The organism is Dongia sp. (assembly GCF_041906375.1).
Lineage (GTDB): Bacteria > Pseudomonadota > Alphaproteobacteria > Dongiales > Dongiaceae > Dongia.
The window spans coordinates 490,182-503,848 of sequence record NZ_JAYRJJ010000001.1 but is presented as its reverse complement, the minus strand read 5'-3'; the positions used below and the strand labels follow the sequence as shown (position 1 = coordinate 503,848).

16 protein-coding genes are annotated in these 13,667 nt (G+C 61.3%); 12 read left to right on the top strand and 4 right to left on the bottom strand.

Annotated elements, in window-relative coordinates; all coding sequences use genetic code 11:
• The first annotated feature begins 5 nt into the window (after positions 1-5).
• From ACE3OA_RS02330 to ACE3OA_RS02305, 6 genes are all read left to right on the top strand, one after another.
• Positions 6-908 (top strand): ABC transporter permease subunit, encoded by a 903-nt coding sequence (locus ACE3OA_RS02330; protein ID WP_374307419.1) that lies wholly within the window; start codon positions 6-8, stop codon positions 906-908.
• A gap of 13 nt (positions 909-921) precedes the next feature.
• Positions 922-1,941, top strand: coding sequence for an ABC transporter ATP-binding protein (locus tag ACE3OA_RS02325; RefSeq protein ID WP_374307417.1), 1,020 nt, complete (start codon positions 922-924; stop codon positions 1,939-1,941).
• A 50-nt stretch (positions 1,942-1,991) separates the two neighbouring features.
• The gene (locus ACE3OA_RS02320) at positions 1,992-2,972 is read left to right on the top strand and encodes a peptide ABC transporter ATP-binding protein (RefSeq protein WP_374309198.1); all 981 of its coding nucleotides are present in this window, start codon (positions 1,992-1,994) and stop codon (positions 2,970-2,972) included.
• Between the two features lie 412 nt (positions 2,973-3,384).
• Complete coding sequence (locus ACE3OA_RS02315; protein WP_374307415.1) at positions 3,385-4,260, top strand: VacJ family lipoprotein; 876 nt, start codon at positions 3,385-3,387, stop codon at positions 4,258-4,260.
• Positions 4,261-4,265: 5 nt separating this feature from the next.
• Positions 4,266-4,865: a phospholipid-binding protein MlaC gene (locus tag ACE3OA_RS02310; RefSeq protein ID WP_374307413.1), complete on the top strand. Its 600-nt coding sequence runs from the start codon at positions 4,266-4,268 to the stop codon at positions 4,863-4,865.
• Between the two features lie 11 nt (positions 4,866-4,876).
• Positions 4,877-5,947 (top strand): NAD(P)/FAD-dependent oxidoreductase, encoded by a 1,071-nt coding sequence (locus ACE3OA_RS02305; RefSeq protein WP_374307411.1) that lies wholly within the window; start codon positions 4,877-4,879, stop codon positions 5,945-5,947.
• 32 nt (positions 5,948-5,979) lie between these two features.
• Here the strand turns inward: ACE3OA_RS02305 and ACE3OA_RS02300 are convergent, their stop codons facing one another.
• Positions 5,980-6,105: a hypothetical protein gene (locus ACE3OA_RS02300; protein ID WP_374307409.1), complete on the bottom strand. Its 126-nt coding sequence runs from the start codon at positions 6,103-6,105 to the stop codon at positions 5,980-5,982.
• Between the two features lie 140 nt (positions 6,106-6,245).
• On the bottom strand, positions 6,246-6,752 hold the full coding sequence (locus tag ACE3OA_RS02295; protein WP_374307406.1) for a MarR family winged helix-turn-helix transcriptional regulator: 507 nt from the start codon (positions 6,750-6,752) through the stop codon (positions 6,246-6,248).
• Positions 6,753-6,977: 225 nt separating this feature from the next.
• On the opposite strand from ACE3OA_RS02295, the gene ACE3OA_RS02290 reads away from it, so the two are divergent.
• The gene (locus ACE3OA_RS02290; RefSeq protein ID WP_374307404.1) at positions 6,978-7,508 is read left to right on the top strand and encodes a PAS domain-containing protein; all 531 of its coding nucleotides are present in this window, start codon (positions 6,978-6,980) and stop codon (positions 7,506-7,508) included.
• 47 nt (positions 7,509-7,555) lie between these two features.
• Here the strand turns inward: ACE3OA_RS02290 and ACE3OA_RS02285 are convergent, their stop codons facing one another.
• On the bottom strand, positions 7,556-8,371 hold the full coding sequence (locus ACE3OA_RS02285; RefSeq protein WP_374307402.1) for an SDR family NAD(P)-dependent oxidoreductase: 816 nt from the start codon (positions 8,369-8,371) through the stop codon (positions 7,556-7,558).
• Between the two features lie 175 nt (positions 8,372-8,546).
• On the opposite strand from ACE3OA_RS02285, the gene ACE3OA_RS02280 reads away from it, so the two are divergent.
• From ACE3OA_RS02280 to ACE3OA_RS02260, 5 genes are all read left to right on the top strand, one after another.
• Complete coding sequence (locus ACE3OA_RS02280; RefSeq protein WP_374307400.1) at positions 8,547-9,407, top strand: FecR family protein; 861 nt, start codon at positions 8,547-8,549, stop codon at positions 9,405-9,407.
• A gap of 71 nt (positions 9,408-9,478) precedes the next feature.
• On the top strand, positions 9,479-10,066 hold the full coding sequence (locus tag ACE3OA_RS02275; RefSeq protein ID WP_374307398.1) for a hypothetical protein: 588 nt from the start codon (positions 9,479-9,481) through the stop codon (positions 10,064-10,066).
• Positions 10,067-10,093: 27 nt separating this feature from the next.
• Positions 10,094-10,294 (top strand): hypothetical protein, encoded by a 201-nt coding sequence (locus ACE3OA_RS02270; protein WP_374307396.1) that lies wholly within the window; start codon positions 10,094-10,096, stop codon positions 10,292-10,294.
• Between the two features lie 218 nt (positions 10,295-10,512).
• Positions 10,513-12,618: a GNAT family N-acetyltransferase gene (locus ACE3OA_RS02265; protein WP_374307394.1), complete on the top strand. Its 2,106-nt coding sequence runs from the start codon at positions 10,513-10,515 to the stop codon at positions 12,616-12,618.
• On the top strand, positions 12,611-13,042 hold the full coding sequence (locus ACE3OA_RS02260; protein WP_374307392.1) for an ASCH domain-containing protein: 432 nt from the start codon (positions 12,611-12,613) through the stop codon (positions 13,040-13,042). Before ACE3OA_RS02265 ends, ACE3OA_RS02260 begins: the two co-directional genes overlap by 8 nt.
• 45 nt (positions 13,043-13,087) lie before the next feature.
• On the opposite strand, the gene ACE3OA_RS02255 is transcribed toward ACE3OA_RS02260, so the two are convergent.
• On the bottom strand, positions 13,088-13,615 hold the full coding sequence (locus ACE3OA_RS02255; protein WP_374307390.1) for a hypothetical protein: 528 nt from the start codon (positions 13,613-13,615) through the stop codon (positions 13,088-13,090).
• Between the last annotated feature and the right edge of the window lie 52 nt (positions 13,616-13,667).

The following is a 13,667-nucleotide window of genomic DNA, read 5'->3' as shown; positions in this document are numbered from 1 at the left end:
CGATCATGACCGCAGCACCCGCTACCGCCGCCACCGTCGCCAAGGTCGTATCGCCGCGACGCGAGATCTGGCTATCCATGCGCGCCAACAAGGGCGCCATGGCAGGCCTCATCGTTATCGTTCTGTTGATCCTGACGGCGATCTTCGCCGATTTCGTGGCACCGCACAGCCCGATCGAACAGTTCCGCGATAAATTCCTGCAGCCCCCGGCCTGGGCCGATGGCGGCTCCTGGGCCTTCCCGCTCGGCACCGACGATGTCGGCCGCGACGTGCTCTCGCGCATCATTCATGGCGCAAGGCTGTCGCTCATCATCGGCTGCATCGTCGTCACGATCTCGCTCGCTCTGGGCATCTTTTTCGGCCTGCTTTCCGGCTTCTTCAAGGGTGTCGTCGATATCGCGATCATGCGCTTCATGGACATCATCCTCTCGATCCCCAGCCTGCTGCTCTCGATCGTGATCGTGGCCATTCTGGGCAAGCCGGATATCGCCAAGGCGATGATCGCCATCGCCATCACCTATGTCCCTCACTATGCGCGTCTTGCGCGCGCCGCCGTGCTGACTGAACTGTCCAAGGATTACGTGACCGCCTCCCGCGTTGCCGGCGCCTCGACCCGCCGCCTGATGCTCGACACGGTGCTGCCCAATTGCATGGCGCCGCTCATCGTGCAGGCGACCTTGAGTTTCTCGACCGCCATCCTCGACGCGGCCGCCCTGGGTTTCCTCGGGTTGGGCGCCCAGGCGCCGACGCCGGAATGGGGCACCATGCTGGCCGACAGCCTGAAATTCCTGCAGCGGGCGCCCTGGGTGGTGACTTTCCCGGGCCTTGCCATCCTCGTCACGGTGCTCGCTTTCAATCTCATGGGCGACGGGTTGCGCGATGCGCTCGACCCCAAGCTGAAGCGTTAAGGGTCAGCGCATCATGGCACTTCTCGAAATCCGCAATCTCTCGGTCCAATTCCAGACTCACAGCGGCCCGTTCCGCGCGGTCGACGGCATCGACCTCGATCTCGACAAGGGCGAACTGCTGGGCGTCGTGGGTGAATCCGGCTCCGGCAAGAGCGTCACGATGCTGGCCGTGATGGGGCTCATCCCGTGGCCGGGCAAGGTCACCGCCGACCGCCTCACCTTCGATGGCATCGACCTCCTTAAGCTGAAGCCCGCCCAGCGTCGCAAGATCGTCGGCAAGGATGTGGCGATGATCTTCCAGGAGCCGATGACCAGCCTCAACCCCTGCTTCACCGTCGGCTACCAGATCATGGAGACGCTGAAGGTGCATGAGGGCGGCTCGCGCCGCGAACGTCGCGACCGCACCGTGCAATTGCTGGAGCAAGTCGGCATCCCGGCAGCTGCCACGCGCCTCGACAGCTTTCCGCATCAGCTGTCTGGTGGCATGTGCCAGCGCGTCATGATTGCGATGGCCATCGCCTGCAATCCGCGTCTGCTCATCGCCGACGAGCCGACCACGGCCTTGGACGTCACCATCCAGGCGCAGATCCTCGATCTTCTCGTCAATCTGCAGCGCGAGCGCGGCATGGCGCTGGTGCTCATCACCCATGACATGGGCGTCGTCGCCGAAACGGCCGAGCGGGTCATGGTGATGTATGCCAGCCAGCAGGTCGAAGAGCAGAAGGCCGCCGATCTCTTTGCCAACCCGCATCACCCCTATACCGCCGCCTTGCTCGAAGCCCTGCCCGAACGCAGCGTGGGCAAGCGGCGCCTTTCGACCATTCCCGGCGTCGTGCCCGGCATCGTCGACCGCCCCACCGGCTGTGTCTTCAATCCGCGCTGCAGCTATGCCGATGCGCGCTGCCGTGCCGAACTGCCGGCTTTTGCCGGCCATACCTCGCTGACCGCGACCGGCGGAAGGGTACGCTGTCACTATCCGCTCGAAGGCGGCACGCCGACCAACCGGCCCCAGTCGTCGCAGGAGGTTGCGTAATGTCCGCTCAATCTGCGACTGCAGCAGCCACCGTCACCGACAAGCGCGATATGACGGCCGGCAACCCGCTGGTGCTCGAGGCACAGGATCTCCACCGCCACTACCGGGTCAATCGCGGCCTATTCAAGGGACATGCCGAACTTCGTGCCGTCAATGGCGCCAGCTTCACCCTGGCCGCCGGGCGCACGCTCGCGGTGGTGGGTGAAAGCGGCTGCGGCAAGTCGACCTTGGCAAGGCTCGTCACCCTCATTGAGACGCCGACCTCCGGCAGCCTGGCCATCGACGGCGTCGATGTGGCGAGTGCCGATCCCGAGATGATCAAGGCCATGCGCCCCAAGGTGCAGATGGTGTTCCAGGATCCCTATGGCTCGCTGAACCCCAGGAAGCAGGTTGGCCAGATCCTCGAGGAGCCGCTCGAGATCAACACCGACCTCGACGCCAAGGCACGCGCCGAAGCCGCCCGCGCCATGATGGCCAAGGTGGGCCTCCGCCCCGAACAATACAGCCGCTATCCGCATATGTTCTCCGGCGGCCAGCGTCAGCGCATCGCCATCGCCCGGGCACTCATGCTCTCGCCCCGCATCGTGGTGGCCGACGAGCCCGTCTCGGCGCTCGACGTGTCGATCCGCGCCCAGGTCCTCAACCTGCTCATGGACCTGCAGGAGGAATTGAACCTCGCTTACCTCTTCATCTCCCACGACCTGTCGGTCGTGCGTCATATCGCCGATGAGGTGATGGTGATGTATCTGGGCCGGCCGGTCGAGCAAGGCCCCAAGGAAGTCATTTTCGCCGGCCCCCGCCACCCCTATACGGTGGCCCTGCTGGCCGCCACTCCCTCGGTCGATCCGCAGGCGCGCTCGAAGCGCCTGACCGTGAAAGGCGAACTGCCCTCGCCCCTCAATCCGCCCTCCGGCTGCGCGTTCCACAAACGTTGCGCCTTCGCGACGGAATTCTGCGCCGCCGAGCGGCCGGAAATGCGGCCGGTCGACGGCCGGATGGTGGCCTGCCATCACGCCGAGCAGTTGGCCTAAACCAGCATTGTTAGGAAATATTACCGCCGGCGGGTAAGGATTGCGGCATTTATGTCACAGAACTGTCAGGGTTGCGCCTCACGGCCTGAGGACTCGTCTTTCACTCACAAAACGCGTGTGTTATCAAAGCCCACGGGTTGGCCGACCCGAATCCATCCAGGCGTTCCAGCCGGGTGGATAACGGTCGGTTAAGTTTTCGCCGCGACAATGTGTCAATGACGCTGTGGCCCTGCTGCACCGTCATAAAGGAGCGCTTGTCGGGACGGGAACTTGGGACCAGCACGTTCAAGATTCTGCGGCCGGGGACGATGGAGGCCGCTTTTGGGGGACGGTGCAGCGGTTCGCTAGAAGAGCAGATCAACTTTTCGAAACCGGGCTACCGGAAAGGGCTAGGGGTTCTATGTTCAAGGTCATGAATTTCACGAAAACGACGCTGGCTGTCACCTCGGTGACGCTCGCTCTGCTCGCATCGGGTTGCGCGACGCCGCCCGATCCCAGCGACGAGGCCGCCGTCCAGGCATTCAACGAGGCAAACGACCCGTTGGAGCCGATGAACCGCTACTTCTTCGAAGTGAACCACGCCATGGACGAACTGCTCGTGAAGCCGTTCGCCGGTTACTACAACATTGCGCTGCCGGATCCGGCCAAGGACGGCATCCGCAACTTCCTCCGGAACCTGCATGCACCGGTCATCCTGGCCAACGACCTGTTCCAGGGTGAAGGCAGCCGCGCCGGCACGACCACCGCGCGCTTCCTCATCAACAGCACGCTGGGCGTCGGTGGCCTTCTCGATGCGGCGAGCTGGTTCGGCCTCAACTATCATGACGAAGATTTCGGCCAGACCCTGGCCATCTGGGGTTCGGGCGAGGGCATCTATCTGCACCTGCCGCTCCTTGGGCCGTCCAACCCGCGTGACGCCGGCGGCAAGCTGGTCGATTACGTGCTCGATCCGCTCACCTGGGTCGGCTACGTCTATAACGTCTCCTGGATCAACACGACCCGCTTCATGGTCGAGGGCATCGACACCCGCGCCCGCAACCTCGAGACGATCGCCGAACTGCAGAAGGGCTCGGTCGACTTCTATGCGACCATCCGCAGCCTCTATCGCCAGCACCGCAACGACGCCATCAAGAACGGCGAAGATCCGGAAGCGGCGGTCAGCAAGGTGACCAATGAAGAGATGATCCCGGAAGACGGCGCCGAGCTTCCCTCGGTCATGCTGCCGACCTCGCCGTCTGCATCGACCCAGGTGCCGGCTGGCGGCGACCAGCTCTCGGAAGCCTACTGAGTTCCATGCTGACGCGTAGAACTTTTGTGGCGGCGGCGGCATTTGCCGCCGCCGTTTCCACATCCGCCCCCCGGATCGCGATGGCTGATCAGGCGGCGCTGGAATCCTTCATCAGCTCGCTCTCCAAGCAGGCGATCACCGAGCTTTCCTCGGCATCGACCGACAAGGAGCGCGCAGCCAAGCTGCTGCCGATCCTGCAGCAGTATTTCGACATGCCCAAGCTCGCCAAGCACACGCTCGGCCTCTATTGGAAGCGGGCGACGCCCGATGAGCAGCAGGCCTATGTCGAGGTCTTTACCGAATATATGAGCGCCGTCTACGGCAAGCGCTTCGCCGAATATTCCGGCCAGAGCCTCGTCGTGCAGAAGGTGCGCGAGAGCGGCGAAACCTCGACCGTCTTCACCATCGTCAAAGGTGCCGAAGGCGAGCCGCGGGTCGATTGGGACGTCAACACCAGCGACGGCAACAAGATCACCGACGTGCGTGTCGAGGGCTTGAGCCTCGCCGAGACGCATCGCCAGGAATTCGCCTCCGTGATCAGCTCCAACGGCGGCAAGGTCCAGGCCCTCATCGACATCCTGAAGAAGAAGGTCGCCTCGATCTAGAGGCGGCCTCGATGTCCCGGCAGCCCCATATCATCGTTGCCGGCGCCGGCATCATCGGCGCCTCGATCGCTTATCACCTGGCGAAGTCCGGCGCCGCCGTGACTGTCATCGAGGCGGCCGAGCCCGGCGGTGTCGCCACGCGCAGCTCCTGGGCCTGGCTCAATGCCAGCTGGGGCAATCCGCAGCCTTATTTCGCCCTGCGCCGCCGGTCGCTTGCCGAGTGGAAGCGCCTTGCCGCCGAGATCCCGGCCTTGCGCGTGCATTGGGTGGGCGGGCTGCTGTGGGATCTGCCTGAACGCGACCTCCGCGCCTACGCTGCCGAGCATGAAAGCTGGGGCTACGGCATCCGCCTCGTCGCGGCCGCCGAGGCGCAGCGAATCGAACCCGCCTTGTGCCATGCGCCTGAACTTGCCGTGCATGTGGCGGAGGAAGGGGCGCTTGAACCGCTGGCCAGCGCCCAGGCGATCCTCGCCGCGGCGCAAAGCCATGGCGCGCAGCTCAAACGTGCGCGCATCCTGAAGCTGCTGCGCAAGGGTCGCCGCGTGCATGCCCTCCTCACCGACCAGGGCGAGATCACGGCCGACCATATCGTGCTGGCCACCGGCGCCGCCACGGCGACACTGGCCGCCACCGCCGATATTCATGTGCCGATGTCGACGCCGCCGGGCCTGCTGGTGCAGACGGCGCCGGCGCCCAAGCTGCTGGGTGGCCTCGTCATGGCGCCGGAGATGCATGTGCGGCAGCTGGAAGACGGCAGCCTGCTGGCCGGTGCCGATTTCGGCGGCTCCGATCCGGGTGCCGACGCTGGCGCCACCGCCGCCGCCGTATTCGCCGGTCTGCAGCGGCTCCTGACGGGCGGCGACGGTCTCCGATTTGCGCGCTACCAGATCGGCCATCGCCCGCTGCCCGCGGACGGCTTCCCGATCATCGGCGCCGCGCCGGATGTTGACGGTCTCTACCTCGCCGTCACCCATTCCGGCATTACGCTGGCCCCGGCCCTCGGCCTCTTTGCCGCGGCGGAACTGCTGAGGGCGGAACGCGATCCGCTGCTCGCCCCCTATCGCCCCGACCGCTTCGCCTAGCCGAGCCGGTTCGCTTAGCCGAGCCGCTTCGCCTAGCCGAGCAGCTTGGCGACCCAGCCCGGCCGCCGGCCGGTCGAGGCGATGTACCAGAGGGTCCCCATCAGGGCCGACGCGTTGACCGCGGCCGCGCCGACGCAAGCAATGGCGATTGTCTGCATTTTGAGAATAATCCCTCAGTAGTTGCGCTGCGGACCATGCTGCGGGGATTCAGATTCGCTCTCAAGTGACAACTCGGCGAAACCTGTGGAAAACTTAGTCACTTTCCACATTTAATACATTTATGTGTGATAACGCACCTTCAAGACAGGGCGGCGAGGTCCTTGCGCAGCCGGTCCGGCGCCGCCCCGGGGAGCGAATCCTCCAGCGCCCGGTGCTGCTCCTGCCAGATCGGCAGCGCCGCCGCGAGCAGCTTCTTCCCCGCCTTGGTGAGGCTGAGGAGCCGCCCGCGCCGGTCGGCGGGATCGGGCGAGACCTCGACGAGGCCGCGCCGTTGCAGGGGTTTCAGCGCCGCGGTGAGCGTGGTGCGGTCCATCGCCAGCAGATGGGCGACGGCCCCCATGCCGGGGGCTTCCGGCCGGTTGAGCGACATCAGCAGCGAGAACTGCCCGTTGGTGAGATCCAGCTTCTGCAGCGCCAAATCGAAGCGCCGCGCCAGGGCCCGCGCCGCCCGCTGCACAAAAAGGCAGAGGCAGGTGTCGCGCACATGGAGCGTGGTGGCATAAGGCACCTCGGCACTGGCAGGGGCCGCCACGGGGGCCGGCTTCTTGCGCGGCGCGGCCGCGGATCGGTGAGCATTCTTCGACATGAAGCATCCTGTTGATATCAACCTAACCCCGTCAAGCTAAATCGGGGAAAACGGCGCCGCCCAAGCATCGTCAGGCACGACGTAGCGGCCACAGCTTATTCCCTCATTACTTGACCTTGCCGGCCGCAGCAGACAATGTGACGGCACGCCGCGCCAGGGGTGACGGCACGCCGCGCCGTCGCTTGAGAGTGGCATCGTCCGGCGGCCTGGGGGAGCTTCGCCAGCATGTATCCGCGCACGACCGACATGGAGGAGATGGCCCGCCGCTGCTTTCCCGACACGCTCGGCTTCTACCGCTACTGGGACAGCAAGCGTGCGCTGCCCGACGGCCAGAGCCGCCGCATGCCGCGCCGCCAGGACATCGACGCGCTGGAGATGAAACGCTGGCTGCCCCATCTGCAGCTCATCGACGTGATCCCGGACGAGACCGCCCCGCACGGCCGGCGACTGGTCTACCGCCTGGTCGGCGATACCGAGATCGAGCTGCGCGGCTACAACCCGACCGGCCGCACGGTCGATGAATGCGCCATCGGCAAGGAGACGTCGGATGCCACGGGCAATTACAACCTGGTCATCGACGGCCGGCAGCCGGTTTATGACTGGTCGAAGATCGCGCATCCCCGGGGCTTTCTCATCAGCCAGGAATGCGTGCTGCTGCCCCTCTCCGACGATGACGACACGGTCACCCATGTCATCACCTATGGCAAGGTGATCACCAGCCTCGACCAGCCGCCGCCCTTGCGCGACATCCTCTGAGCCGCAAGCTTCCGCCCTCACGATTCCCGCCCTCACGCCCCCCGATCTCACAACTGCCGGAGGCCGCCATAGGTGGCCCAGGGCCCGGTGACCAGCCAGCCGCAATCGACCGGCAGTGTGACACCGGTGATGGCGGAAGCCTCGGCCGAGGCGAGGAAGCCCACGGCGCGCGCCACCTCATCCATCTCGACCAACCGCCCCAGCGCCGCGTTGCCGGTGAGGTTCGCGGGATTGCGCTCGCCGCGTTCGATCGCCGCCACCAGCGCCGGGGTCGCCGTGAAGCCCGGCGCCACGGCATTGACGCGCAAGCCCGCCGGTCCCCATTCCGCCGCGAGATTGGCGGTCAAGGCGATCACCGCCGCCTTGGCCGGCCCATAGGCATGGAGCGGCGTCGAGCGCAGCCCCGTGATCGAGGCGATGTTGACGATGGCGCGGTCGACCCCACGCGCCCGCGCCATCTCGCTGCCGAAGATGCGGCAGGCAAGATAGGTGCCCTTGAGGTCGACGCGCATCACCTCGTCCCAATCGGCCTGTGCGAGTTCCTGCGGCGGCAACGGCTTCTGCAGGATGCCGGCCGAATTGACCAGCACCCGCACCGGCCCCATCGTGTCCGCGATCGTCGCGGCCGCCGCGCTCAAGCCCACCTCGTCGCACACATCCGCCACGAATCCCCGCACCTCGGCACCGGGAGACCCCATCATTTCCCCCATCACTTCCCGGGCTACCTCCATCACCGCCGGCGCCCGGTCCATCAAGGCAACCGCCGCACCCCGCCGTGCCAACGCCCGCGCACAGGCCAGCCCGATGCCGCTGGCCCCACCCGTCACCACCGCCACGCCGTCGATCCTGCCAAGCTCACCCACCGCGCATGTCCCTTCCGTGCCAGATTTTTCGCCGGCGGAGTTTAGGCAAGCGCGTTCCGCGCCCGCAACCATCACCATGTTATGCGTACCACTTAAAATGGCTCTTCAAAACGCATCGCAACCTGACTAACTTGCCGAAAGGGGCCGCAAGCCGGCCGGCAAGGAACTGCGCTCCATGTATCCCGACATTGCCTTCATGTCCGACAAGGCGCCCGTTGCCGGTGGTTCCGGCGTGCCGATGGACATGACCGGCCTGCTTGTCCCAGCCAGCCTGCCTATCCCAACCGGGCATCGCGCCTGCGGCCGCCGCCATTTCCTGTCCCTCGGCGCCACGCTGGCCCTCTCCGCCCTCGCGCCGGCGGGGCTGGCCGGCTGTGCCTTGTTCAGCGACGACATCACGACGGGCATCGGCGAGACGAAAACGATCGAGCTGCCCGACGGCTCGCTGGTCGAGCTCGATGCCGACAGCGCCGTCGCCATCGATTTGGGCGAGCGCCTGCGCAAGGTGACGCTGCGCCGTGGCCGCGCCGCGGTCGAGATCAGCGGCAACGATGCGCGGCCCTTCCGGCTCCATTACCTCACCGCCCGCATGCTGGCGACGACCAAGAGCCTCAACCGCTATGACTATGTCGTGGCGCAGATCCGCGATGCCCAGGCGACGCTGTCAGTGATCCGCGGCGCCGTCGCCATGCGCATCACCAATGACGGCCCGATCATCTATCCCGCGGCCGGCCGCAAGGTCTTCTTCGAGGTCGACGTGGACCGCCTGGAATCCCGCGCCGCCAAGACCGGCGACACGTCGTGGCGCAAGGGCCAGCTGGTGTTCGAGGACCAGCCGCTGGGCGAGGTGATCGCGGATATCGGCCGCTATCGCCATGGCTCAGTCCTTTCGATGGATGCAGCCCTCAACACCCTCCTCTTCACCGGCAAGTTCGCCGCCGCCGATACCGACAGCATCCTCACCGCCATCGACACCGCGCTCCCCGTCGCCTGCGTCGAGCTCACCCCCCTCCTCGTGATGATCTTCCCCACCTGAGCCGACAAATACACTCCTTTATCGATAGGGATGGACTATCGACGACACCCCCGGAACCTATGGAGACTCTCTTGTTCCTTTCTCTTTCTACCGGACACAAAATCAGGCTATCGCTCGCAGTTGCTTCCATTGTTCTTGGAGTGATCTGGTTTGGCATGGATTGGCTGAAAGACGCACAGCCAATCACCGGCCTTTCATACTTATTGGCTGCCATCGGTTTGGCTTTTACTTGCCTTTTGGGACTGGATAGCAAGGAAAAATTCTTCATTGCCTGGCTTGTCGGCTTCGTAGCCAGCATCGCCAGTATCGCTGCTCCGCTGCGTGAACACCCCGGCGCTCAATTGCCGGAGATTGTCGCCAACGTGGAGAAACACCAACTTCTGGTGAACATCTCGCAAGGCACCGGCGGCTTCGAGAACGCCAACAAGGCAACGCAGGATCTGGCAAGCGTCATGGTTAACAGCGGACAATGTGCCAGCCAGAATTTGACTCGTATAAAGGATCTCGCGGCGAACTTCTGGCCCGCAGTCTACCTGGAGCCTGAATGGGACGTGCTGCTGCGTATTGTCGGGGGCAAGAACGAACCCCCTATGGATTACTGCACGAAAAACCTGCGTAAGCTAATCGAGAGTCAGCCAGATCTCTTTGCGGTCAAGTAGATCAAACGTGAGCGTACCGCATCAGCGGTGAAACTCCTCATTATCACTGTCGAAGAATGCCAACGCGCCGATCTCAGCCGCTATTTCGGCAAGACCTTCCGCTTCCACCACGGCGCCTGCTGGGCCGATGTCAGCATCGACGCGGACGGCAAAATCACCAGCTTCATCCCGGAGGATGAAGACGCGTGCCGGGAGGCGCTGAGGGTGAATTGCGGGTGGATAGAATGAAGCACCATCGCCAGATTAAAGGACCGAGCCGTGGTCAAGCATATTCAGACCTTCAATTTCAGCCTCAAAAATTAGAACACAACCTGTCATTGCGTTTAAGGATACTGGACTACTAATATAAGATTCTCTCAAAGCCCACCACCTCATTGTGCAGAACGATGGCAAATAGCTCCGAGGCCGTAATCGGGAATCAAGGGCCGTTCCAGTATCGAGTAGAAATGGCGCCTCTTAGAATATTGCCATTCTTCGATTCGATCATCGAACTCGCGGACGATCAGCGCGAAGCCCTAGGGTTTCTGCCACAAGCCGCATTTAGAGACGCTATTGATCGGCAACGCGTAATAGCGATGCTAGCTCATATTGGCGATAAAAGTGAATTGGCAGGCTACGTTATTTTTAGTGGAGTTTTCCCTCATGCGAAAATTCAGCAAATCGCAACAGTAAGAATTCATCGTCGGCATGGAATTGCATCCGCGCTCATAAACGAAGTCGTCTCACAACTCGAGCAAAGAGAATTCCTCTCCATATCCGCTGCGGTAGCTGCCGATTTGAGCATCGCTCAAGCGTTCTATGAATCAAAGGGCTTTCACCTACAGAGAATCTACCCTGGGGGAAAGTCGCGTAAGCGCGAAATCGCTCTTCGGACGCGAATGCTATCGACACCGACTCTGCTAACTGCCTTGGAGGCGGACGAAGGCCTCAATATCGCCACACCTCAACAGCGCAATACGACGGCACCGCTGTACGTAATCGATCTAAACGTTCTCTTCGACGCCATCCGCGATCGAGAGCGCACGCCTCTAGCAAGGACCTTGATCGGCGCTGCTCTATCTCATGAGGTCAGGCTAGCAGTGGCAACTGAATTCCTTAAGGAGCTAGAGCGGCAGAAGATAATGATAGAACCGGACCCAGTTCTGGCACTATCAAAGAATCTTCCCCGGCTGCCAAAGGCCGACGAGATTGAAGTACAGACGCTCTGCACCAAAATTCATAACGCCGTATTCATATCCCCTCCCAGGAAAGGCGCCGCCACAAAACAAGCTTTCAGCGACGCCAGACACCTTGCTGAGGCCGTTTTAGCGCACGCTTCCGGCTTTATCACCAGCGACAGAGCAATACTCAAGGCTCGTAACGACCTATTTAAGCTCTTTGGAATCGATGTAGCGGACCTGAACGAATTCGTGTCGCTTCTGTCGACTGAGCCAGAGGAAAAGACCGGTCAGCGATTGCGAGGAACAAACTGCGTAACCAAACCTATCGATCTCAAGATATCACGACGCTACCTGGAGAGTCAGGAAGTGCCATCTCGCATTCTGGATGATTTTTTCTCCACATCTGACATCGACGGCAGATGGGCAGCATGGTCGATTCAGGAAAATGAAGAGATTGTAGCTGTTGCCGCATCAATTTTTTCAATGGGCATCCATGGTTCTGCACGACTGCTTGTGCATGTCCGGCCCGGTCATGTCGCCATTGAATTATTCGCAGATTACCTTCTTAGAACGTCGATTCAACAGACATGCAAATCCGCACCGGCATTGTTGGAGCTGGTCGATATTCCAGGTCAGTTTATCGTGCGCCAAGCTGCAGTGACTTGCGGTTTCGCCAAGAAGAAGAACGATCACGTATTGTCGAAGATCGCTGTTGGGAAGCCTATGACAACACGGCAATGGCCAGTTATCGCCGAGCAGATTCGCCGCAAGACAGGAATCTCCATTTCAAGTTCGATGCCCGCGGGCAAGATTATAGAGATCAATCGTTCAGACGGATCATCGGCCAAGATCCCACTAGAAGCTCTCGAAGATGCATTTAGCCCCACCCTGATAATATGGCAGGATCGAGACGGTGTAATTGCGCCTATCGCAAAGAGCTTTGCCGACGATCTCCTGGGGACAACGGATCAGATCGCACTATTCGGCAATCCAGAAGCAACGTTTATGACGAGAAGAACCTACTTCAATACCCCGCGCTCTGCGCCCCTAATGAAGGCTGGCACGCCGATTCTTTTCTACGAGTCTCAGAGAACGGGCGGCAGAAGCGCAATAGTGGCCGTCGGGCGAATTGTGGACGCGACGGTCGTTCCAAAATCCCAGGTATCAACTTCGTTGATGAAACAATCTGTTATTGATGACGTAGGTCCATTTTCGGCTTCGGCAGAGGTATTGGCCACAACGTTCGATAACGTTCTTCGCTTGCCATTTCCCGTACACCTTGATTCACTAAGAAAATTGAAAGCGGTTGGCGCGTCAAATCTTCAAACGCCCACCTTGATTGAGGCGGAAAAGGTCGCCTCGATTCTTGATATGGGATGGAAGAATGTCTGATTTTGCCGAAGCAATCATATCCATTCATCCACGACACGCGAATGCGATTATGTCGGGAGCCAAGACTGTCGAATTTCGTAGGCGTGTACCACGGCTCGAGCGAGGGGATTGCCTTTGGATTTATGCTACTCGCCCCGTCGGAGCAGTAATTGGCTGTGCGACGATTGGCGATATTTCAATAGGAGCGCCACTCACGATCTGGCGCAAGTTCAGAAAAAGCGGCGGAATAGAATACACAGAGTTTAAATCCTACTTTGACGGCGCGGACGAAGCGATTGCTATCGTGCTGTCTACCCCGTTGGCGACTGCGGCCATTACCATAGAGCAACTGAAGAACATCAGAGAGCGCTTCCACCCGCCTCAAGTTCTGACACGTCTCAGCCCAGCGGAGTCGAAAGCGATAAGGACATTTATTGCGGCATAGGCTGAGCCGAGCAAGAATGAAGCTTCTTTTGGGCATAGCCTCTAATTAGCGGAAGTCGAAATTCTCCGAAGTTGCTCGAATGAATTCGAGCAGATTTAGATGGGCTTGCCATCCCCTCCCATTTTGCGTGCCGCGCAGAACAAGGACGACTGGCAAGTGATCGAAAGCCGCGCCATCCATTTGCTGAGGCTCTGCAGTAATTTGGATTGCATGAATGACTTTGTTGCAGGCCTCTCTAAAGCCTAGTGGAATAACCGCTTCTTCAAGTATATCCGGCTGCAATGAGCCGCAGTCGCGGACGACGGGAAGAAAGCCCAACTCATCGGGGTCGTTGCGTAGATCCCACATATGGTCATCATGCAGTCGGTTTGCGACAGCCGTACCAATCAGCAGATGAATCAGTTCGTCCTCGAGGAACTGCTCGCGCAGACGAAACAAGGGGTCATCTAAATTTTGACATTCTCGGGCGATGCAAGAATCGGCAAGTGCCAGTCCTATTAGTCTGTAAGCATCTCTAAGGACGGTCGCACTGTTGAGTTCGTAATTGTGACGGCCTCCAAACTCATGAACCATCGCAGATCTCTCAGTTTGCCTACTCACGCCTCATTCATCATAACGTTCGCCC